The sequence below is a fragment of the Halopelagius fulvigenes genome (assembly GCF_055398025.1).
Genome location: NZ_AP043846.1, coordinates 2,464,910 through 2,485,361, shown reverse-complemented (window position 1 = coordinate 2,485,361; position 20,452 = coordinate 2,464,910). Strand labels below are relative to the sequence as shown.

General features: G+C 67.8%; 25 protein-coding genes and 1 pseudogene. 15 read left to right on the top strand and 11 right to left on the bottom strand.

What is annotated here, in order from left to right; translation table 11 throughout:
• Position 1: 1 nt before the first annotated feature.
• The 4 genes and pseudogenes from ACZ522_RS17640 to ACZ522_RS17625 all read left to right on the top strand — a co-directional run bounded on the left by ACZ522_RS17640 (position 2) and on the right by ACZ522_RS17625 (position 3,875).
• Positions 2-862 carry a DUF58 domain-containing protein gene (locus ACZ522_RS17640; protein ID WP_379696622.1) on the top strand — a complete coding sequence of 287 codons (861 nt, stop codon included), beginning with the start codon at positions 2-4 and terminating at the stop codon, positions 860-862.
• Between the two features lie 60 nt (positions 863-922).
• The gene (locus ACZ522_RS17635; protein ID WP_379696625.1) at positions 923-2,020 is read left to right on the top strand and encodes a PfkB family carbohydrate kinase; all 1,098 of its coding nucleotides are present in this window, start codon (positions 923-925) and stop codon (positions 2,018-2,020) included.
• A gap of 57 nt (positions 2,021-2,077) precedes the next feature.
• A pseudogene (locus ACZ522_RS17630) lies at positions 2,078-3,329 on the top strand (MFS transporter).
• A gap of 93 nt (positions 3,330-3,422) precedes the next feature.
• Positions 3,423-3,875, top strand: coding sequence for an ester cyclase (locus ACZ522_RS17625; RefSeq protein ID WP_379696628.1), 453 nt, complete (start codon positions 3,423-3,425; stop codon positions 3,873-3,875).
• Positions 3,876-3,904: 29 nt separating this feature from the next.
• Here ACZ522_RS17625 and ACZ522_RS17620 read toward each other — a convergent pair whose 3' ends face one another.
• On the bottom strand, positions 3,905-4,102 hold the full coding sequence (locus ACZ522_RS17620; protein WP_379696631.1) for a DUF7501 family protein: 198 nt from the start codon (positions 4,100-4,102) through the stop codon (positions 3,905-3,907).
• Positions 4,103-4,261: 159 nt separating this feature from the next.
• Between ACZ522_RS17620 and ACZ522_RS17615 the strand changes: the two genes are divergently transcribed.
• Entirely contained in the window at positions 4,262-4,687 is a 426-nt protein-coding gene (locus tag ACZ522_RS17615; protein WP_379696634.1) for an EamA family transporter, read from the top strand.
• Positions 4,688-4,747: 60 nt separating this feature from the next.
• The gene (locus ACZ522_RS17610) at positions 4,748-5,311 is read left to right on the top strand and encodes a thioredoxin family protein (protein WP_379696637.1); all 564 of its coding nucleotides are present in this window, start codon (positions 4,748-4,750) and stop codon (positions 5,309-5,311) included.
• On the opposite strand, the gene ACZ522_RS17605 is transcribed toward ACZ522_RS17610, so the two are convergent.
• Both ACZ522_RS17605 and ACZ522_RS17600 read right to left on the bottom strand, forming a co-directional pair.
• Positions 5,312-5,755 carry an RNA-binding protein gene (locus ACZ522_RS17605; RefSeq protein WP_379696640.1) on the bottom strand — a complete coding sequence of 148 codons (444 nt, stop codon included), beginning with the start codon at positions 5,753-5,755 and terminating at the stop codon, positions 5,312-5,314. It lies immediately after the preceding gene.
• 39 nt (positions 5,756-5,794) lie between these two features.
• Positions 5,795-5,986, bottom strand: coding sequence for a DUF1918 domain-containing protein (locus ACZ522_RS17600; protein WP_379696643.1), 192 nt, complete (start codon positions 5,984-5,986; stop codon positions 5,795-5,797).
• A 224-nt stretch (positions 5,987-6,210) separates the two neighbouring features.
• Here ACZ522_RS17600 and ACZ522_RS17595 point away from each other — a divergent pair, with 224 nt between their 5' ends.
• Positions 6,211-6,774, top strand: coding sequence for an NUDIX domain-containing protein (locus ACZ522_RS17595; protein WP_379696646.1), 564 nt, complete (start codon positions 6,211-6,213; stop codon positions 6,772-6,774).
• 19 nt (positions 6,775-6,793) lie between these two features.
• On the opposite strand, the gene ACZ522_RS17590 is transcribed toward ACZ522_RS17595, so the two are convergent.
• The gene (locus ACZ522_RS17590; protein WP_379696649.1) at positions 6,794-7,141 is read right to left on the bottom strand and encodes a 2Fe-2S iron-sulfur cluster-binding protein; all 348 of its coding nucleotides are present in this window, start codon (positions 7,139-7,141) and stop codon (positions 6,794-6,796) included.
• Positions 7,142-7,225: 84 nt separating this feature from the next.
• Here ACZ522_RS17590 and ACZ522_RS17585 point away from each other — a divergent pair, with 84 nt between their 5' ends.
• The 3 genes from ACZ522_RS17585 to ACZ522_RS17575 all read left to right on the top strand — a co-directional run bounded on the left by ACZ522_RS17585 (position 7,226) and on the right by ACZ522_RS17575 (position 9,960).
• Positions 7,226-7,885 (top strand): thioredoxin domain-containing protein, encoded by a 660-nt coding sequence (locus ACZ522_RS17585; RefSeq protein ID WP_379696652.1) that lies wholly within the window; start codon positions 7,226-7,228, stop codon positions 7,883-7,885.
• A gap of 111 nt (positions 7,886-7,996) precedes the next feature.
• Positions 7,997-8,482: a universal stress protein gene (locus ACZ522_RS17580; protein WP_379696654.1), complete on the top strand. Its 486-nt coding sequence runs from the start codon at positions 7,997-7,999 to the stop codon at positions 8,480-8,482.
• A gap of 98 nt (positions 8,483-8,580) precedes the next feature.
• On the top strand, positions 8,581-9,960 hold the full coding sequence (locus tag ACZ522_RS17575; protein ID WP_379696657.1) for a sugar porter family MFS transporter: 1,380 nt from the start codon (positions 8,581-8,583) through the stop codon (positions 9,958-9,960).
• Between the two features lie 42 nt (positions 9,961-10,002).
• Here ACZ522_RS17575 and ACZ522_RS17570 read toward each other — a convergent pair whose 3' ends face one another.
• Positions 10,003-11,313, bottom strand: coding sequence for a DUF7405 family protein (locus ACZ522_RS17570; protein WP_379696659.1), 1,311 nt, complete (start codon positions 11,311-11,313; stop codon positions 10,003-10,005).
• A 91-nt stretch (positions 11,314-11,404) separates the two neighbouring features.
• On the opposite strand from ACZ522_RS17570, the gene ACZ522_RS17565 reads away from it, so the two are divergent.
• The 3 genes from ACZ522_RS17565 to ACZ522_RS17555 all read left to right on the top strand — a co-directional run bounded on the left by ACZ522_RS17565 (position 11,405) and on the right by ACZ522_RS17555 (position 13,897).
• Positions 11,405-12,607, top strand: coding sequence for an MFS transporter (locus tag ACZ522_RS17565; protein WP_379696661.1), 1,203 nt, complete (start codon positions 11,405-11,407; stop codon positions 12,605-12,607).
• A gap of 157 nt (positions 12,608-12,764) precedes the next feature.
• Positions 12,765-13,178 (top strand): DUF7344 domain-containing protein, encoded by a 414-nt coding sequence (locus ACZ522_RS17560; RefSeq protein WP_379696663.1) that lies wholly within the window; start codon positions 12,765-12,767, stop codon positions 13,176-13,178.
• Positions 13,175-13,897, top strand: a complete 723-nt coding sequence (locus ACZ522_RS17555; protein ID WP_379696666.1) for a DICT sensory domain-containing protein — start codon at positions 13,175-13,177, stop codon at positions 13,895-13,897. The genes ACZ522_RS17560 and ACZ522_RS17555 overlap by 4 nt, the downstream gene beginning before the upstream one ends.
• A gap of 48 nt (positions 13,898-13,945) precedes the next feature.
• Here ACZ522_RS17555 and ACZ522_RS17550 read toward each other — a convergent pair whose 3' ends face one another.
• Positions 13,946-14,920: an aldo/keto reductase gene (locus tag ACZ522_RS17550; RefSeq protein ID WP_379696669.1), complete on the bottom strand. Its 975-nt coding sequence runs from the start codon at positions 14,918-14,920 to the stop codon at positions 13,946-13,948.
• A gap of 173 nt (positions 14,921-15,093) precedes the next feature.
• On the opposite strand from ACZ522_RS17550, the gene ACZ522_RS17545 reads away from it, so the two are divergent.
• Positions 15,094-16,797, top strand: coding sequence for an acyl-CoA synthetase (locus tag ACZ522_RS17545; protein WP_379696672.1), 1,704 nt, complete (start codon positions 15,094-15,096; stop codon positions 16,795-16,797).
• Positions 16,798-16,828: 31 nt separating this feature from the next.
• Here ACZ522_RS17545 and ACZ522_RS17540 read toward each other — a convergent pair whose 3' ends face one another.
• From ACZ522_RS17540 to ACZ522_RS17520, 5 genes are all read right to left on the bottom strand, one after another.
• Positions 16,829-17,599: a creatininase family protein gene (locus ACZ522_RS17540; RefSeq protein ID WP_379696675.1), complete on the bottom strand. Its 771-nt coding sequence runs from the start codon at positions 17,597-17,599 to the stop codon at positions 16,829-16,831.
• Positions 17,600-17,678: 79 nt separating this feature from the next.
• Positions 17,679-18,134 carry an arsenate-mycothiol transferase ArsC gene (locus ACZ522_RS17535; protein WP_379696678.1) on the bottom strand — a complete coding sequence of 152 codons (456 nt, stop codon included), beginning with the start codon at positions 18,132-18,134 and terminating at the stop codon, positions 17,679-17,681.
• A 162-nt stretch (positions 18,135-18,296) separates the two neighbouring features.
• Positions 18,297-18,491, bottom strand: a complete 195-nt coding sequence (locus ACZ522_RS17530) for a cold-shock protein (protein WP_092890212.1) — start codon at positions 18,489-18,491, stop codon at positions 18,297-18,299.
• Positions 18,492-18,555: 64 nt separating this feature from the next.
• Complete coding sequence (locus ACZ522_RS17525; protein WP_379696681.1) at positions 18,556-18,957, bottom strand: CopG family ribbon-helix-helix protein; 402 nt, start codon at positions 18,955-18,957, stop codon at positions 18,556-18,558.
• A gap of 52 nt (positions 18,958-19,009) precedes the next feature.
• Positions 19,010-19,459: a response regulator gene (locus ACZ522_RS17520; protein WP_379696684.1), complete on the bottom strand. Its 450-nt coding sequence runs from the start codon at positions 19,457-19,459 to the stop codon at positions 19,010-19,012.
• Between the two features lie 176 nt (positions 19,460-19,635).
• Between ACZ522_RS17520 and ACZ522_RS17515 the strand changes: the two genes are divergently transcribed.
• Positions 19,636-20,451 carry a hypothetical protein gene (locus ACZ522_RS17515; protein WP_379696687.1) on the top strand — a complete coding sequence of 272 codons (816 nt, stop codon included), beginning with the start codon at positions 19,636-19,638 and terminating at the stop codon, positions 20,449-20,451.
• The last annotated feature ends 1 nt before the right edge of the window (position 20,452 follow it).

The window sequence follows — 20,452 nt, the reverse complement described above, 5'->3', positions numbered from 1 at the left end:
GATGCCCGTCGACCCCGGCTTCCTCGACGAACTCGCGCGCCTCGACGCCTCCTTGAAGCGGCGGTCGGACTCGCCGTTGCAAGGCGAAACCGAGTCCGAGAGCGTCGGCGAGGGGTTGACGTTCAGCGACTACCGCAGGTACGCCCCCGGCGACGACACCCGCCTCATCGACTGGCGCGTCTACGCGCGGACGGAGGAGTACTTCATCAAGCAGTTCGAGGCGGAGCGAAACCTCACCGTCCACGTCCTCGTCGACTCCTCGGCGTCGATGGACTACGGCGAGGGCGACGCCCACAAGTTCGAGTTCGGCGCGAAGATAGGCCTCGGGTTCGCCTACCTCACCGCCGAGGAGAACAACGACTTCCGCTTTTCGACCGTCCGCGACGGGCCGTACCGCCTCGACGCCGGGCGGTCGAACCGCGGCGAACTCCTCTCCGTGATAGACCGGTTGAACGAGACGACGCTCGACGGCGGGGCGGAACTCGCCGCCGCCGCCGAGGAGTACGCCGACACCATCCGCTCGCGGTCGCTCGTCGTCCTTGTCAGCGACTTCCTCGTGGACCCCGAGGAGGTGGCCGAAACCGTCGCCGCCCTCGGCGACAACGACGTACTCCTCGTCAACGTCCTCGCGCCGGACGAACTCGACCCCGGCGCGACCGGCGACACCATCTTCGAGGACCCCGAGTCCCACGAGACGCGGCGGTCGTACTTCGGCGGGTCGTCGGCCCGGCGGTACCGGAACAGACTGGCGGAACACACCGACGCCGTCGCCGAACGGGCGCGCGACCTGCGGGCGGACTACGCCCTCCTCGACACGGGCGAGGACTTCTTCGAGGCGTTCACGGCCGTCTGGGTCGGGTGACCGAGCGACCCCACCCCGGCCGCCCGCGCGCTTTTCATCGGCGCGACCGATATCCGCGCCGTGACACGACCGTACGAGAACGTCGCGGCGCGCCTCGCCGACCTCGACCCCGTTTCGGTCTGCTGTCTCCCCGACGGCAGCGTGGACGACCACTACGAACTCCGATCCGGCGACGAGGACGTCGCCTCGCGGGAGGCGTTCGTCCGGGCCGTCGAGGGCGGCGCGGGGTCGCTTCGACGGCGACGCGCCGCGCGCGAACCCGGCGGACAGGCGGTCAACGCCGCCCGGCAGACCGCCGCGCTCGGCGACGACGCGACCCTCCTCGGCCACCTCGACCACGAGGTGTTCGAACGCCTCGACCCGGCGATAGAGGCGGTGTCGTTCGGGTCGCCATCGGAGGTCGACGTCCTCCGCTTCGAGGAGAGCGACCTGATGCTCGTCGCCGAGTCCGACGATCTCGAATCGTGGTCGGGGGCGGTCCTCCGGTCGGACAGACTGCTCGCGGCCCTCTACGACGCCGACGCGGTGTACGTCGGCAACTGGGCGTCCGCGCCGGGACTCCCGGCGGCGTTCGACGCGGTGGCTGAGGAGGTGACCGATTCGCTCGTCGTCGTGGACCCCGGCCCCCTCGGTCACCTCCCCGACGAGCGAATCGAGGGCCTGTTGGAGGCGCTTCGAGCGGTCTCGGGGTCGAACGAGGTCGTTTTGAGCCTCAACCGCCGGGAACTCGACGTGCTCGCGTCGCACGCGGACGGTTCGGCGGGCGAGGGCGACGAGGAGGACGCCGAGGGGGCCTCGGCGGGCGACCGGACGGAGTCAGGCGACGACGCGGCCCGACTCGCCGCCCTCCGCGAGGCGGCGTCGCTCCGCCTGGCGGTCCTCCACGACGCAGACCGGGCCGTCGCCGCGGGCGTCGGAGGCGGCGAGGGAGGGGACGCCGAGGCGACGGCGGTTCCGAACGCGGAGACGGACCGCGTCGAGACGACGACGGGCGCGGGCGACCGGTTCTCGGCGGGACTCGCGCGCGCGTTGGCCGCCGGATGGTCCGCCGAGGAGTCGCTGGCGCTCGGAAACCTCTGCGCCACCTACCGCGTCGCGACCGGCGGAACCGGCACCGCGACGGAGTTGCGCGCGTTCGCCGACGCGACGTTCGGGTGACCGACGCGACTGACCGCATCCCGCGACTATTTGGGAGTCGGACCGCGACGGTGGAACGTGTCGCACGAACAGGGCCGCCGCGTGGTCGCCCTCGTCTCGGGGTCGCACTTCGTCAACCACGCGTACATGGTGCTTTTGGCCCCCCTCGTTGGCGTCCTCGCGGCGCGGTTCGACGTGGGCATCGCCGCGATAGGGCTCGCAATCGGCGTCCCGCAGGCCGGTGGTGCTCCTCTTGCAACTTCCGTTCGGCTACGTCTCGGATAGCCACAGCCGAACGCTCGTCCTCGTCGCGTCGCTCGTCTTCGGAACGCTCGGCACCGCGACGACGGCGCTGGCACCCTCCTACGAGTGGCTCCTCGCCGCGCAGGTGGTTCTCGGCGTCGGCGTCGCCGGCCACCACCCCGCCCACTACCCCCTGTTGGCCGTCGCCTCCTCCGACGAGTCGCGGGGGAGAGCCTACAGCGCGCACGCGTTCGGCGGGGAGGCCGGACTCGCCGCCCCGTACGCCGTCGTCGGGGTCACCTCCGCGCTCTCGCTGTCGTGGCGCTACGCCGTCGGCGCTCTCGCCGCCGTGGGCCTCGGCTACACTCTCCTCGCTTTGGCCGCGATTCGCGGACTGGCCGACGACATCAAGCGCCCAGCCCCGGCGGACCGCGCGACCGAACGGCCCGCGCTCCGGTCGGTTCCCGGTCGCGTCGCGGCGGCGGGCCGCGCCCTCGTACGTTCGACGGGCATCCTCGGGTTGACCGTCCTCGCCTTCGTCACCTCGGCGGCGGCGTGGTGCATCCGAACGTACACGCCGCAGCTTTTGACCGCGGGCTACGGCGTCGCCGACGGGACGGCGAACCTCCTCGTCTCCGGGATGCTCGTCGTCGGCGCGGTACTCATCCTCTTCGGCGGGTCACTGACGGATCGCATGGGACCGCCGGCGGTGGCGTACGGCGGGTACGCGGCGCTGGCGGTCGTCGCGGCGGCGCTGGCGACGCTGTCGCTCCCCCTCGCCGGTCTCGTCCTCGTGTTGCCGTTCAGCGGCACCATCAGCGTCTCCCGCCCCGCGCGTTCGACGCTCGCGGACCGCCTCTCCGTGCGGAGCGACCTCGGGAAGAACTTCGCCCTCGTGACCGTCGGCATCTCGCTCGGCGGCGCCGTCGCGCCGCCCGCGTTCGGGTACATCATCGACGCCACTGGCGTCGCCGTCGCGTTCGGTATCGTCTCGGGCAGCGCCCTCCTCTGTATCGCCCTCGTCCGCCTGACGCTCCGAACTGCGCCGCCGTCGGTCGCGGCCCCCGCGCCGACGGGCGACGACTGACGGCGACGCACCGTCAGCAAACCCCGAAAATCCGGCGCGCTCGCAACTATCTTCACTATTCTGCGCGTCGTATCGGATACTCGGTGTTTCGAGATGGCAACTACTTCCTCCTCTGCAGTCGAGAACCGACGAACGTTCGAGCGCGTCGCCCGAGAGTTCTGGAACGAACGGGACTACGACGTCGCTGACGACGCCTACGCCGAGGAAATTAGACTGCACACGCAGACGGAACCGGACGTCCTCGAAGGCGTCGAGGCGGTCAAGGAGTTCGCTCGGCGGTACCACGACGCGTTCTCCGACTTCGAGCTCGAACTGTGCGACGTCCGAGCGTCCGACGACGTAGTCTACGGGCGGTACGCCGTCCGCGGCACGCACGACGGAACGCTTCGGAGTCCCGACGGCGACATCCCCGCCACCGGCGAGCGAATCGAACTGTGGGGACTCGTCGAAGCGCGGTTCGAAGACGGCCGGTGCGTCGAAGAGTGGAACAGCACCGACGCCGCGACGATGGCGAGTCAGCTCGGCCTCACGCCGGGAATCGAGTGAAAAAAGCGGCGTTTCGACGTTTCGGCGCGCTAGCCGGACCACTCGCCGCCGATGTCGTTCGTGACCGAGTTCCGCCACTCGTCGAACCCGCGTTCGCAGACGGAACTCTCCCGCAGGTGGATCATGAACCCCTCGCCGGGGTTCTCTAACTCGGTCGTGCAGAACGGACAGACGCTCGGGTCGTCCCACGTGTACGGCAGGACCGAGGGAGTTTCTGTTTCTGACATACGTGCGTGTACACGCTCATTTTATATAAGTATGAGTCCCTAATTGATCATTTTCAGGACGTGTATACACTATATCTCGAAATACGACCGAATATATCTCAAAATACCATCGAGGCGCTTCGAAACGGTAAACTCCGGCGAGAGGATACGATTCGGTCGATGAACTACATGCTGTGGGCCGTTCTCGCCCTCGCCGCCTACTCGCTCGTCGCGCCGCTTATGAGCGTCGCGACGACCGGTTCGCCGAAGATACCGAGCAACGTGGCGGCGTTGATGGCGAACACGGTACTGGTCGCCGTGACGTTGGGCGTCGTCGTCTACAACGACAGCAACGCCGTCGCCTACGTCTCGCACCCGAAGGCGAAGTTCGTCCTCGCCGCGGGCGTCTGTCTCACCGTCGGCATCCTCGCGTACTACCGCGCGCTGTCGATGGGGCCGGTGAGCATCGTCTCGCCCGTCTTCGGGATGTTTCTCGTCCTCAGCTCCGTCATCGGCATCGCCTTCCTGAACGAGTCGCTCACCGCCCGCAAGGTGCTCGGAATCGGCCTCGCCCTCGTCTCTATCTACCTCGTCAGCGTCGAGTGACGCCCCCTCGCGGGACGGAGAGCGGCAACGACTTTTTGCGCGGCGCGCGAACTCCCGCGCATGGTGTTGATGCAGTCAGACTCCGAACTGTCGCACGGGGACGAAGCGCCCTTCTTCTCGCTCCCGGCCGCGGACGGGGAGACGTACGCGCTCGACTCCTTCGCCGACGCGGCGGCGTTGCTCGTCGTGTTCACGTGTAACCACTGTCCGTACGCGGAGGCGAAGCGCGAGGAGTTGAACCACCTCGCCGAGTCGTACGACGGACTCGCCGTCGTCGGTATCAACCCGAACGACGAGGAGGAGTACCCCGACGACTCCTACGAGGCGATGCGCGAACGGGTGGACGAGAGGGAGGTTCGCTTCACCGCCTACCTCCGCGACGAGTCCCAAGACGTCGCCCGGGAGTACGGGGCCGTCTGCACGCCCGACCCGTTCCTCTTCGAACGCACGGACGAGGGGTTCGAGTTGGTCTTCCACTCGCGCATCGACGACGCGATGAGTCCCGACGAGGACCCGACAGACTACGAGATGCGGACGGCCGTCGAGGCGGTGTTGGCCGACGAGGAGATACCTATCGAGGAGACGCCCTCGCAGGGGTGCTCCATCAAGTGGCGCGACGAGTAGTCACTCGAGGTCCAACTCCGAGGCCTGTTGAAGCGCCTCGCGGGCGCTCTCGACGGCGGTCTCCTTCTTCGCCGGGTAGGCTTCGACTTTCGCGCGGAGCGTGAGTCCCCCGCCCCGGCGGACGTCGCCCTTGAACGCGGCCTGTTTGTCCAACCGCATGAACAGCTCGCAGTTCTCGGTCACCCGGTCGTCCAACTCGTCGAGGAGTCCCTCGAAGTCGGGCAGTTCCGAGATGCGCGCGAGGACGTGGCGGACTTCGTCGGCGTTCTCGACGCGGGCCGAGAAGACGATGATGCGGTCGCCGTGGTGGCCGGTGCTGACGGTGCGTTCGACCTCGAACTCCTCGGGGAGGAACGTCCGAAGCGCATCCTCGACGCGCTTCTCGTCTTCGGTCGCGTAACAGAACGTACGCAGGTCTACGTAGTGGAACGGGACGCGCGGCATTCTTCGTCGCCGATTCGCACCGCGCGGGGAAAAGCCCGCTTATTCCTCGTCTTCGTCGGCCGCTTCGAGCTGGTCTTCGGAGATGCCGACCTCCTGTCCGTCGTCGAAGCTCACGGTGTACGTCGGGTCGCCGAACATCGTCTCGACGACCTGCGTGATGGTCCCGACCTCGCCGTCGAACTCGCTGTGTTTGTCGTGCAGGACGACCGTGTCTTCCTTTTCGAAGGACATGGCCGAACGGTCGCTCCGGACGCTCAAAAGTGGACTGATTCACCGACTGCTCCCGTCCGTCCGGCGGGGTCGGCGACGTGAGAATCGGCGTCTTTCCCCGAACGAAGCTACCTTTACTCGTGGGGTCGAATCGCCGCCATGAACGCCACGGACGCCCGAGAAACCCGCCCGCCCGACAGAACCGCACGGAGTCCGGCGGTCCCTCGATATTCGCTCGACGACAGATGACGGTCGACGACCTCTGGTTTCTCGCGGACGAAGCCGCCCAACGGGCCGAACAGGCGTACCACCGACTCCGAGAGCGCCACTCGGGGTTCATCCAGCGGACGCACGCGCGGCACGTCACCAGAGAGCGGTTCCGGACGCTCGCGCGGCGGGTGAAGGCCACCGGCGCGCCGTACGGCGCACAGACCATCGTCCACCGCGACGGCGACGAACTGCTCCTCGTCAGACACGAGGGCGTCGATATGTGGGTGCTCCCCGGGGGCGAACTGCGCGACGGGGAGACGTACCGCGAGGCGGCGGAGCGAGAACTCGCCGAGGAGGCGGGCGTCTCCGCGGACTACCGCGGCCTCGCCATGGCGAACCGCATCGACATCGAGTGCGAGGACCACTCGACGTGGGGCGTCCTCCCCGTCTTCGCCGCGGCGGCGACCGAACTCGACCTCTCGGTGTGCGACCCGGACGGCGAAATCTCCGCGGCGGAGTGGTTCCCCTTCTCGGACCTCCCGGACGACACGCGCGACCGAGACGACATCCTCGCGTGGCGCGACCGGACGCTGCCGTGACGAGCGAGTACGGCCCGGCTCACCGCGGCGCGTCGTCTCCGTCCGCGGGCGTCTCGACGTTCTGCCCCCAGAACCCGGGGTGCTTCGTCACCGTCACGTCGCCCAGAACCCGCGTCCGGCAGGCGAGTCTCAGGCCCGAATCCGCGTCGTGCGGCGGCGCGGACAGACGCCCGCGCTCTCTGGTCCCCGGGTCGGACACCTCGCCCTCGACGGCGACGGCGCACGTCCCGCACGTCGCGTGGCCGCGGCAGTTGAGGAGCCGAGACCGCCCGTTGTGCGGCGTCTCGCCGGCGTCGAGGAGAACGTCGCGCAGGACGGCCCCGCGTTCGCACTCTATCTCCTTCCCTCGGTAGTTAACGACAGGCATAGTTGTGAGTGCGCGCGCCGGACGTAAAGGAGTAGCTCGCGCCGCCTCGGTGGTCCTAAATACCGGGACACCCTCCTGTCGGGTATGCGAACGAGCCGACGTGCCCTCCTCGCCGCGACGGGTGGCGCACTCGCCGCCACGGCCGGTTGCCTCGGAAGTCTCCCCGGTTCCTCGGGCGGTTCGAAACCCTCCTGTGACGTCGGAGAGCAACAGACGGTCCAACAGCTCCCGCGTCCGGCGCTCGGACCCGACGACGCGTCCGTGACGGTGGACGCCTACGAGGACTTCGCGTGCCCTCACTGCGCGACCTACAGCACGGAGGTTTTCCCGAAGATACGCGAAGACTACATCTCCTCGGGCGACATCCGGTACCGCTTCTTCGACTTCCCGCTTCCCGTCAACGAGCAGTGGTCGTGGGGCGGCGCTATCGCCGCGCGGGCCGTCCAAGACCGGACGGACGCCGAGACGTTCTTCGACTACGCCCACGCCATCTTCGAGAATCAGGACAAGCTCACGAGTTCGGGCTACCAACTCGTCCACGACTTGGCGGAGGACCGCAGCGTGAACGGCTGTCAGGTCATGGCCGCCGTCGAACAGGACACCTACCGGCCGGTCGTCGAGGCCGACCGCCAACGCGCCGTGGACAAGGGGTACAGTTCGACGCCCACCGTCGTCGTCGACGGCCAAGCGCTCGATTCCTACGGCTACGACGCCGTCTCGTCGGCCATCGACAGCAAACTCTGAGGGGGACGCGACCCCGAAGGCGGGACGCGCGAGCCACCGCCGAATAATTACTATAATCATAGTAAGTTCGCGAGAAGTTCTTTACGCCCCGGCTGTCATCGGTCGAACGAGATGAGCGCAGATACGGCAGACCGCACGGACGCGACGGGACTCGAAACGGTTCTCCTCGGCGTGGGCGGACGCGACGACGCCCGCATCGACGCCCTCGTCGATGCCGTCGGGGAGATAGCCGCGCCGTGCGACGCGACGGTCGTCGTCGCGCACGTCTTCGATAAGGGTTCCTACAGGGACGCCGTCGAACAACTGCTCGACGCGGAGGGCGAGGACATCGACCCCGACGAACTGGCGTCTCGGATGACCGTCGCTCGGGAGGTGATCGAGCGGTTAGAGCGGGACGGAATCGACTGCGAGCCCCGCGCGACGACCGGAACGAGCGGCGAGGGAATCGTCGCCATCGCGGAGGAAGTCGGAGCCGACCGCGTGGTCGTCGGCGGCCGTCGGCGGTCCCCGGCGGGCAAAGCGATATTCGGAAGCGTGGCGCAGGAGGTGATGCTCGAAGCCCCCTGTCCGGTGACGTTCGTCCGAAATCGGGAGTGAACGGGCCTCGGTCACACCGTCGCCAGTCAGAGCCACGGCACTGCTGTCTCTGAGAATTACGGGATATTTTTTACACGCAAGCGAGTTATTCTTCAGAGATGTCTACAGCTACCATACGCGAGGTCGTACGCGGGGACGGCGACCGGTTCGTCTACGTCGTCTCCGCGTTGGCCGCTCTGAATGGACTACTGTTCGGATTCGACACCGGCATCATCTCGGGCGCGTTCCTGTTCATCCAAGACACCTTCACGATGTCTCCTCTCGTCGAGGGTATCATCGTCAGCGGAGCGATGGCCGGTGCGGCCGCCGGCGCGGCGGTCGGCGGGCAGTTGGCGGACAGACTCGGACGACGGCGACTCATCCTCATCGCGGCGGTCGTCTTCTTCCTTGGGTCGTTCACGATGGCCGTGGCTCCGAACGTCCCCGTGTTGGTCGCCGGGCGACTGATAGACGGCGTGGCCATCGGCTTCGCCTCCATCGTCGGCCCCCTGTACATCTCCGAGATCGCCCCGCCCAGCATCCGCGGGGCGCTCACGTCGCTGAACCAACTCATGGTGACGACGGGCATCCTGCTGTCGTACTTCGTCAACTTCGCGTTCGCCGACGCCGGCGCGTGGCGTTGGATGCTCGGCGCGGGGATGGTTCCGGCCGTCGTGCTCGGCGTCGGGATCCTGAAGATGCCCGAGAGCCCGCGTTGGCTCTTCGAACACGGCCGGAAGGACGAGGCGCGGGCCGTCCTCGAACGGACCCGCGAGGAGGACGTCGACACGGAACTCGAAGAGATCGCAGAGACCGTGAACAAACAGTCCGACAGCGGACTCCGCGACCTGTTGGAACCGTGGCTCCGCCCGGCGCTCGTGGTCGGTCTGGGACTGGCGGTCCTCCAGCAGATAACCGGCATCAACGCGGTCATCTACTACGCCCCCACCATCCTCGAATCGACCGGCTTCGGGGGCGTCACGTCCATCCTCGCGACGGTCGGCATCGGGACGATCAACGTCGTGATGACCATCGTCGCCATCGCCTTGGTGGACCGCGTCGGTCGGCGGCGACTGCTCCTCGTCGGCGTCGGCGGGATGGTCGTCACGCTCGCCATCCTCGGGACCGTGTTCTACCTCCCCGGGTTCGGCGACGTGCTCGGAATCGTGGCGACGATAAGCCTGATGCTGTTCGTGGCGTTCTTCGCCATCGGGCTGGGTCCCGTGTTCTGGCTGCTCATCTCCGAGATATACCCGCTCGCCGTCCGCGGGTCCGCGATGGGGACCGTCACCGTCGCGAACTGGGGCGCGAACCTCCTCGTGTCGCTGACCTTCCCCGTACTGCGGGCCAGCATCGGGACGCCCTCGACGTTCTGGCTGTTCGGACTCTGTAGCCTCGTCGGGTTGGTGTTCGTCCAGCGGTTCGTCCCCGAGACGAAGGGCCGGACGCTCGAAGCCATCGAGACCGACCTCAGAGACAACGTCTCGCTGCTGGACTGACGCGGTTCGCGGAACCTTTTTCGCGCGCTCTCGGCCGAGCCGTCACCCGTCGAGTCCGGGCGCCTCGCCCGTCGGTGTCGGGAGCGACCTGAGTTCCCGCGGCGGGACGAGGAAGTTCCCCCGCCGCTTGACGAAGATGTACTCCAAGATGCCGTTGTTCACTCGCTGGCGGATGGTGGGGATGTCCGTCAGGTCGTCGCCGTTCATCGCCGCCCGCACCTCCTCGAAGTCGGACATCCGACGCTGGAGCGTCGGGAAGTGGAGGCTGGCGGTGTTGTCGTCGGTGGACTCGAAGTGTCGGCGCAGGATGCGGACGTTCCCCTCGGCGTCGCGGTTCGCCCGCGCGGCCTTCTGGGCGTGGCCGACGCGGCCGAACTCCATCGCGTGGTCGCGGATGGCGTTGCGTATCTCCGTCGTCACCCCGCTGTCGTTCCCGAGGTTCTCGCCGACGCCCTCGACGAGTCCCTTCCGGGCGTGGACGGGCGAGAACATCTCCGACACTCGCTCGTCGAAGTCCTGTTCGACGTACCAGTCCTGCAGGCGTTGGCGGATGTTGGCGACGTGCTTCGTCGTCCCGCCCGCGAACGGTCCCGACTCGATGGTGACGTAGTCTTCTGTCGCCTGCGTCTTCGCGAACCCGGCTTTAAAGCCCATGAAGAGCGGCGCCTCCTCCGGGACGGGGTTCGTGTCCGGGATTCCCTTCAGGCCGTCCTGCCTCTCGGCGGGCATCCCCGGCCCGACGAACCCCGTCCGGCGCGAATCGACGGTGAACACGTCCGTCAGCGCCGACCGCATCTCGATTCCGTTGGCGTCGGACTCGCCGCGGAGGGCTTGCTCGGCTTCGAGAACGGCGTCCGCGCGGTCGGAGGCGAGGTGGACGAGGGCGTCCTGCCGGTCGAACTCCGGCGTCTCGAACGACGAGAGCGCGCGCGGTTCGGGCAGGTCGATGCTCTCCGGCAGGGGCGCTTCGAACCGCGAGAAGTACCGCGGCGAGTAGGCGACAGAGTAGATGACGCCCTCGTTGCTCCGTTCGTACGCCTCGTCGAGGGTGGCGAGGACGGACTCGACGGTCCGTCGGTCGTCGTCGCTCGGCGGACCCTCGCCGGGGAGCGTCAGGTAGAGGAGCACCTGATGGCGCGGCAACTCGACGTTGCCGTCGTCGTCCCGTCGGACGAAGTCGTTCCACGCGTGCTGTCTGGACGGGAGCGAGTCGGCGTCGGTCGTCCCCTTCGGAATCGGCTCTCCCCCCTCCTCCTCGGCGCGGTTCATGCAGGCCGAGAGCGCGGACGCCCCGCCGACGGCGACGGCGGCCTTCACGAACTCCCGTCTGGACGTTCCGCCTCCGTCGAACATACCCCGGCTAGGCGTCTGCGGAAAAAAGGGGTTCTGGTGCGTGCCGCGAATACAACGACCGGCTTTTGTCCGACGACGCTAAGTGACGAGTATGGACGGACGACGCGGCGAACGTGCGCGTCTGGCGCTCGCGGTGTGGGCGGTGTTGGTCTCGCAGGTGCTCGTCTACCCCGGCGTGTCCGACCTCGTCGTCGCCCTCGGCGGCGGGGGGGACGTGAACGCGGGCATGTGGTTCCTCGTCGCCGAGTTCGCGGCGTTCGTGCTCTTCGCCGGCGTCTGGGGGGCGGCGAGCGACGCCCTCGGACGCCGCAGACCGCTGGTCGTCCTCGGGGCACTCGGCGGCGCGGGCGGCTATCTCCTTCTCGCGGCCGCGCCCTCCCTCGGGCTCTCGTTCGCCGCTGTGCTCCTGATCCGCGCCCTCGGCGGCGCGATGACCATCGGCGCGTTCTCGCTGTCGATGACGGCGCTGGCCGACCTCGCGGGCGGCAACGGGCGCAACATGGGCGCGGCGGGCATCGCCATCGGCCTCGGGGCGGCGCTGGGCTCCGTCGTCGGCGGGCGACTCGCTGACATCGACCCGCTGTACCCGCTGTACGGCGCGGCCGCCCTCCTCGTCGTCGCCGCCGCGCTCGTCGCCAGCGCCCCCGACCGGACGCCCGACGGCGTTCGACTCCAGGTGGGGCCCGCGCTCTCGCGTCTGAGCGAGAAACCGGCGCTCGCCGTCCCGTACGCCTTCGGGTTCATCGACCGCATGACGGCGGGCTTCTTCGCCCTCGTCGGCGTCTACTACTTCCGGGAGACGTTCGGCCTCGACGCGTTCGGCGCGGGACTCGCGCTGGCGGCGTTCTTCTTCCCCTTCGCGCTGTTGCAGTACCCCGCGGGGGTCCTCTCGGACCGCGTCGGGCGGTTCGTTCCGGTCGTCGTCGGGTCGCTCTGCTTCGGGTTCGCCATCGTCGGCGTCGGACTCGCGCCGACGCTCGAACTCGCCGTCGCCGGGATGGTCGTCGTCGGCGTCTTCGGCGCACTCGTCTCGCCGGCGACGATGGCGCTGGTCGCCGACGTGGCCGCGCCGGAGGAACGCGGGGCGGCCCTCGGCGGGTTCAACATCTTCGGCAGTCTCGGCTTCCTCGCGGGGTTCGTCGTCGGCGGCGTCGCCACCAGCACCGCGGGCTACCTCGCGGCGTTCCTCGCCGTCGGCCTCTCGGAAGTCGCCATCGCCGTCGTCGCCTCGCGGGCGGTCAGACGCCTCAGTTCGACGCCGACGGGCGGAGCGTCGCTCTCGGCGGACGACTGACCCGTTCGCCGCAGCGACGCCGACCGAAGCGGGCGAAATTCGCCGCTCGCAGCCGGAAAACTGTTCGTTCGTCCACGCCTCCTCCGCCGACCATAAATGTGAATATCTATCACGGCAAGTTATGCCATAACTCCGTCTCTCGGAGTCGGTGGCACTCATGACAGACACGAACGACGCCGACAGAGCCCGTCCGGACTTCGAGCGGTGGGACTACGACTCCGCGATCGACGCTCCGCCGCCGGACGAGCTGTTCGACGCGCTCGCGGACGCCACGAGGCGGCGGACGCTGTGGCTACTCTTGGACGAGCGTCGGACGACGGTGGAGGAGCTCGCCGACACGCTCCTCGGGTGGCGAACCGCGGAGCGCGGCGTCGTCGGGGCCGACGAACGGGAGAAGGTTCTCCTGTCGCTCCACCACATCCACCTCCCGATGCTGGCGGACCGCGGACTCGTCGCGTACGACGAAGCCGACGGCGACGTCCGACTCCCGTCGCTCGCCGAACCCGTCCGCGACGCGATCCGGCTCAGCTATCGGTACGAACGGGCGACGGGGGCGAGCGGTTCGCGTTGACGCTCCAGTTCGTCATCGAGGAGGCGGAGAAGCGCCGAAAGAGCGCCGTGTACTACGCGCCGGAGGAGGGCGACCTGCCGGCGCAGTTCGACGCGCAGAACGTCGAGATGGAGTACCGCGACGTCCCGCCGGGCGGTCCCGACCCGTTCGTCACCATCTTCGACGGCGGGCGGTTCCTCGGAGCAGTCTCCGTCGAGAGCCTCCGAACGTTCCTTTGGCCGCCGATACGGCGCCCGTACGACGCGACGGACCTCTCGCCGGAGTACCGGGCGCTGGTCGAACTGTTGGACGACACGGTGTTCGCCTCGCTGTCGCGGCGACAACTCCTCGCGACCACCCGGGAGTTCGAGGACCGCGCGTGGCGGACGGGGCGGGGGAGGCTCCACGTCGGGTTTCAGTCGCGGTCGGCGTTTCGAGCCCAACGGTCTCTCTACCGGCGGATGGCCGCAGAGACGGACCTCGACGTCCACGTCTACCGCGCCGGTGACGACGGGACGGACGACGACGCGAGCGACGACGGCGTCGCGGAGTCGGGGCTGACGCTCCACGTCGGGTCGGAAGCGGAGTTCGGGCGACACTGGTTTGTCGTCTTCGACGGGGGCGGGAACGACGGCCCGAAGAACGCGCTGGTCGCGGAACAGCGCACGGACGAGACGTTCTACGGCGTCTGGACGTACGACTCGGGGCTCGTGGACCGAGCGCTGGCGGAACTCGCGTAGAACGGCGGTTCGGCCGCGGCGGGTCGGCGAACGGGGCGGTTGCCCGCCTCAGTCGTGTCCGGAGACGCGGACCGGTTCGTACGGCTCTTCGAGGTACTCCGTATCCGACTCGGAGAGGTCGATATCGAGGGCTTCGACGGCGTCTTCGAGGTGTTCGACGCTCGTCGTGCCGACGATGGGCGCGTCCACCCAGTCTTTGCGAAACAACCACGCGAGGCCTATCTGGGCCATCTTCACGCCCTTCTCTTCCGCGAGTTCCTGCACGCGTTCGTTCACCTCGCGGCCGCCGCCTTCGAGGTAGGGGTGTTCGTGGGCGTACTCGTCGGACTCCCCGCGCGTGGTGGACCGCGCCTCCTCGTGGGGCCGGGCGACCCACCCCCGCGCGAGGGGCGACCACGGGATGACGCCGACGTTCTCCTTCTCGCAGAGGGGGAGCATCTCGCGTTCCTCCTCGCGGTACTGCACGTTGTAGTGGTTCTGCATCGTCGCGAACCGTTCGAGTCCGAGGCTGTCGGCGGTGTGGAGGGCGTCGGCGAACTGGTGGGCCCACATCGACGACGCGCCGATATACCGCGCCTTCCCGCGGCGGACGGCGTCGTCCAACGCGCGGAGCGTCGTCTCCATCGGCGTGTCGTCGTCGTAGCGGTGAATCTGCAGGAGGTCCACGGCGTCCATCCCCAACCGTTCGAGGGAGTTGTCCAACTCCTGTTCGATGGCCTTCCGGGAGAGGCCGCCCGAGTTGGGGTTCTCCTCGTCCATCTGGAAGTACACCTTCGTCGCCACCACCGCCTCGTCGCGGCGGCCCTCCAACGCCTCCCCGAGGACGCGTTCGGACTCGCCCTCGGAGTACATGTTGGCGGTGTCGAAGAAGTTGATTCCGAGTTCGAGGGCACGTTCGACGAGTTCCTTCCCCTCCTCCTCGTCCAACACCCAGTCGCGCCAGTCGCTGCTTCCGAAACTCATGCAACCGAGACAGATTCTCGACACCTCCATTCCCGTGTCGCCGAGCGTCGTGTACTCCATGCGTATCGCTACCGTCTCTGGCCTCAGCAAAGAAGTCACGGGAGGCGGTTCGGACCGCCGGAACCTCGTCGCCGGGCGAGTTCGGCCGCCCCCGGTCGGTGAGGCGTCGGGAGGCGGTCGTTCTCACCACAAAACGCACTAACAATTATTATGTTTCTGCGAGACGAGTCACCATGACCGCAGACTACGAGGCCGCGATAGCATCGTTCGAGTGGGACGTCCCCGCCGACTACAACCTCCCGGCGGTCGTCGAGTCGCACGCGGACTCGTTCGGCGACCGGGTCGCGCTTCGGTTCAGAGATTCCGACGGCGTCCGCGAGGAGCGAACGTACGACGACCTGCGGCGGGACGCGAACCGGTTCGCGAACGCGTTGGAGGCGGCGGGCGTCGGCCCGGGCGACCGGGTGTTGCACCTCCTGCCGCGACATCCGGACGTGTTCGCGATTCAACTCGGCGCGCTGAAGCGCGGCGCGTTGCTCGTCCCGTGTTCGTCGATGCTCAAACCGAAGGACATCGCCTATCGGGCGTCCGACTGCGACGCGACGGCCGTCGTCGCCCACGACTCTCTCGTCGGGATGGTCGACGCCGTCCGCGAGGAGACGCCCCTCTCGACGTTCGTCTGCGTCGGCGGGGGTCCCACGAGCGATAGCGAGGGGGACGACGTCGGGGCGCCCGACGGAAATCCCGACGGGTGGGACTCCTTCGACGAGTCGGTCGACGGGCGACCGGAGACGCACGAGGGGCCGGAACTCCGCGCCGAGGACCCGATGTCCATCAACTACACGTCGGGGACGACGGGTCAGCCGAAACCGGTGATGCACCGCCACCGGTGGATGCGGTGTTTCGAACTCGTGAACGCGCCGTACTGGTGGGGCGTCACCGCCGACGGCGTCGTCGCGCCGGGGTTCGAGGAGTCCGACGCGCCGACCCTCGACGACGAACTCCTGTGGGCGACGACCGGAACCGGGTGGGCCAAGTGGTTCTGGAGTCCCGTCGGCGTCGGACTCACGACGGGGGCGACGCAGTTGCTCTACGACGGCGAGTTCGACCCCGAGACGTTCCTCTCGGTGATGCAGGAGGAGGGCGTCACCCGCCTCTGCGCCGTCCCGACGCAGTACCGGATGTTCGCGCAGGCGGACCTCTCGGCGTTCGACATCGACCTCCGGGCGGCCCTCTCCGCGGGCGAACCGCTGAACCGCGAACCCATCGAGGCCCTCGAATCCGCGTTCGGCGTGACGCCGCGCGACGGGTACGGCCAGACGGAGACGGTGGCTCTCGTCTCCAACTACCCCGGGATCGACGTGAAGCCCGGGAGCATGGGCAAGCCGACGCCCGGCCTCGGCACGACGATAATCGACGACGACGGGGAGGAACTCGGCGCGAGCGACATCGGCGAAATCGCCGTCCCCGTGGGCTGCCCGGGCATCTTCGACGGCTACTTCGAACGCGAGGACCTGGACCGCGAGACGTTCGCGGGCGACTACTACCGGACGGGCGATTTGGCCTCCCGCGACGGGGACGGCTACTTCTTCTTCGAGGGGCGCGCCGACGACATCATCATCTCGGCGGGCTACCGAATCGGCCCGTTCGAGGTGGAGGACGCCCTCGTCTCGCACCCCTCGGTCGCCGAGGCGGCCGCCGTCGCCTCGCCGCACGAGGAACGCGGCGACGTGGTGAAGGCGTACGTCGTCCTCGCGGAGGGGTACGACGCGTCCGACGAGTTGGCGACCGAGATTCAGGAGTTCATGAAGGAGGAGACGGCCCCGTACAAGTACCCGCGCCGGGTGGAGTTCGTCGAGGAACTCCCGAAGACGTCGAGCGGAAAGATACGCCGCATCGAACTCCGCAAGCGCGAGGAGGAGGCGTTCGGGCGGTAGTTCGCCCCGCCGCGCGGACGTTCTCCGGCGGCTACACGTGCGGTTCCGGCAGCAACTCCTCGAACTCCCGCGCGGCGACCCACTCGCAGAGTTCGACGAGTTGGTCGCTCGCGGCCTCGAACATCTCCTCGCCCTTCTCCGCCGTCGCGTCGGTCTGGTCGCCGAGGACGCCGTTTTCGGTGTTATCGGCGGCGTCGTAGAACGTCCGCGACCCGTGCTTTACGGTCCCGGCCGCATCGACGCTCGGAATCCCGCCGTCTCTCGCCTCCTCCAGTCGGTCGTCGTGGACCAACTCCGAGCGGAGGTGCTGGATCATCGCCGTCTCCTTCGGTCCGCCGTGCGGTCCGTTCTGCTCGAACAACTCGTCCACGAGGTCAGGGATGCTCTCGTTCCACATCCACTCGATGGCGAACGCCGTCTCGTCCTGCCGGAGGCGCGCGCCCACCTCCCGGAGGTGGGGGACGTTCCCGCCGTGGGCGTTGACGTATATCACCCGGTCGATGCCGTGTTCCGTGAGGTTCCGCGTCAGCGACTCGACGTACTCGCGGAACGCCGGCGGGTCGACCCACATCGTCCCGTGGAACTGCCGGTGGTGACCGCTGACGCCGACGTTTATCGTCGGCGTGCAGAGGTAGCCCGTTCGCTCGGCGGCTTCCCGGGCGAACGCCTCCGCGATGAGGTGGTCCGTTGCCTCCGGCAGGTGCGGACCGTGCTGTTCCGTGGACCCAGTCGGGACCAACGCGAGCGATTCCTCCTCGAAGTACGTTTCGAGGTCGGGCCACGCTTCGTCTCCGAGGTACATCACCGAGATGTCCGGGAGGGACGACCAATAGGTTGGCGTGGAACTGCGCCGCACGGCGTGTCCGCCCCGGCCGAACCGCCTACCGTCCCTCGGCGGCGTTCGCCTCGCCGTCCGCCTCCGCTTCGAGTTCGTCGAAGAACGCCCCGACGCGGCGGCGTATCTCGTCGCGTATCTCCGCCGTCTTCTCCGGCCCCTCGCCGTGCGGGTCGTCGAGTCCCCAATCGCGGTTCTCGCCGCCCCACCCGGCGGGGCAGACGTCCTCGGCGGAACACCCCATGGTGACGACGTAGTCCGCGTCGGACAGTTCCTCGACCGTGACTTCCCGCGGCGTGCGGTCGGAGAGGTCGATTCCGAGTTCGGCCATCGACTCGACGACGTTCCCGTGGACGCCGTCGGCGGGGCGCGTCCCGCCCGTGAGGACGGTCGCGTCGAGTTCGCGTTCGTCGAGGTTTCTCCGCGCGAAGGCGTAGGCCATCTGGCTCCGCCCGGCGTTCTGGACGCAGACGAACGCGACGGTGGGTGAGGGTTCGACCATCGGCGGTGACTCTCGGCGGAGGCGGCATAGTCGCTTCGCCGTCTCAGAGCTATCGTCGCACCGTCCTTCGGCGGAGTCGGAACTAGGAGGTGTGAAAAACGGCAGAACCGTGGTGAGAATCGACGTGACCGCCGACCGCAGTACCGCTACCGTGTTGCGCTCTTACAGACGCTCGAGGTTCTTCGCGCGCGGGCCCTTGTCGGCCTGCTCGATCTCGAACTCGACCTCCTGACCCTCTTCGAGGTCCGGACCGCCGACGTCTTCCATGTGGAAGAACACGTCTTCGTCCGCGTCGTCGCTTTCGATGAAACCGTAACCGCCTGTGTCGTTGAAGAACGCAACCGTACCTTTCGCCATTACGCACGGTAAGACGGGCAGGGGACTCATAAGGATTCCGGCGTCTGTACCACGATGCGAACACTCACGTTTCCGCGGAGTCCGCGGTCAGAGACAGCACCGAGACGCGGCGGACGGCGTCGAAGTCCCGGAGGCGGTAGACGAGCGTTCGGACCCGTTCGGCCGGGCCCTCGCAGAACGCCGTTTCGAGGCACCACTCGCCGTGGTGGGTGTGACTCGTCGCGTCGATGACCTCCTCGAACTCGTGTTGGACGACGTGCAACTCGCCGATGACCGCCTCGTGTTCGTAGTCGAAGACGACGACGGCGGCGATGTCGCCCTCGGCGTCTTCGAGGCGACTGTGGGACTCGACGTACTCCAGCATCGCCTCGCGGATGGCGCGCGACCGGGAGTCGATACCCTCGGCCCGCCAGACGGCGTCGAACGCCGAGAGCACCTCCTCGGGCACGTTCAGACTGGTTCGCATACCCCGACGGTCGGCGGCGGAGGGACAAGAAGCCGACTGCTACGGACGCGACTCACTCCTCGGGAGAGTTCCGGACGATTCTGAGCCAGAAGTCCTCAACGGACTGGATGAACTCAACGAACTCCGCGGGTTCGACCGGTTTCTGGATGTACGCGTCCGCCTCCAGTTCGTGCGACCTGACCAAGTCCTCGCCGAGGTCCGAACTCGTCAGGGCGACCACCGGGATGTTGGCCACCTCGGGGTCGCCTTTCAGTTCGGACAGCACCTCGATGCCGCTCTTTCCGGGGAGTTGCAGTTCCAGCAGGATGAGGTCCGGACACGGGGCATCCTCGTACTCGCCGCGTCGGTGGACGTAATCGAGGGCGGACTCGCCGTCGGAAACCGCGTTCAGCGTGTTCAGGATCTTCGCGTCCTCGAACTGCTCTGTGAACAACCGCGTGTCGCCGGGACTCGGCTCGACCAACAGGATCTCTATCGGGTCAACTTTCGCGTCCGTAGCCATTACCTACACCTACGGATGCAAGAACAAAACGACGAGGTCAGTTAGATTGACCTGTTATCTACCCTATCATTTCGTCACGCACGGCGCAAATCCGTTCGCGGCGTCGGTCGGCGTTATTACGAAACCCCCGAATCGGTCTTAACAGGCGTTTTACGCCGTCTCCAACTATCTCCGCCATGGCGAGTGAAATTGTGGGGCTGTTCGTCGGGGCCGCGAGTCTCGGCGTCGTCCACGGCGTCGAACCCGGACACGGGTGGCCCGTCGCGGCGTCGTACGCGATGGAGAAGCGACGGAAGTGGGTCCACGGGACAGTCGCGGGTGTCGTCCTCGGCGTCGGCCACCTCGTCAGCAGTCTCGCGATGGTGGCCGTCTTCTTCGCCGCGAAGTCGTACTTCGACCTCGGAGAGGCGTCGTGGCTTCCGACCGTCGCGGGCGTCCTCCTGATACTCCTCGGCCTGCACGAACTCCGCGGGGGCGGACACGGGCACGACCATGACGGCAAGCATGAACACGACGACGGACACGAACATGGCGACGGACACGAACACGACGACCACCACGGTCACGACCATCGTCACGGCCGTTCTCACGGCCACAGTCACCACCGCGACGCCGACCCCGGAGCCGGTCTCTCCGCGCGCCTCCGCGGCGTCCTCCCCTCGGGCGGTCACTCGCACGACCACGACCGCTCGGAACCGGACGCCTCGGAGACGAGTCTCCGGAGTCTCGCCTCGTTCGCGTTCGTCCTCGGGTTCGCCCACGAGGAGGAGTTCGAGATCATCCTCCTCTGTTCGGGGTCGAACTACTGCCTCGAACTGATGACCGCCTACGCCCTCGCCGTCGTCGCCGGCATCGTCGGCCTCACGTTGCTCCTCGTGGCGGGGTACTACCGCTACGAGGACCGCGTGGAGGCAGTCGCGCCGTACTTCCCGACGCTCTCCGCTCTCGTCTTGATCGCGATGGGCCTCGGGTTCGTCCTCGGCGTCCTCTGAC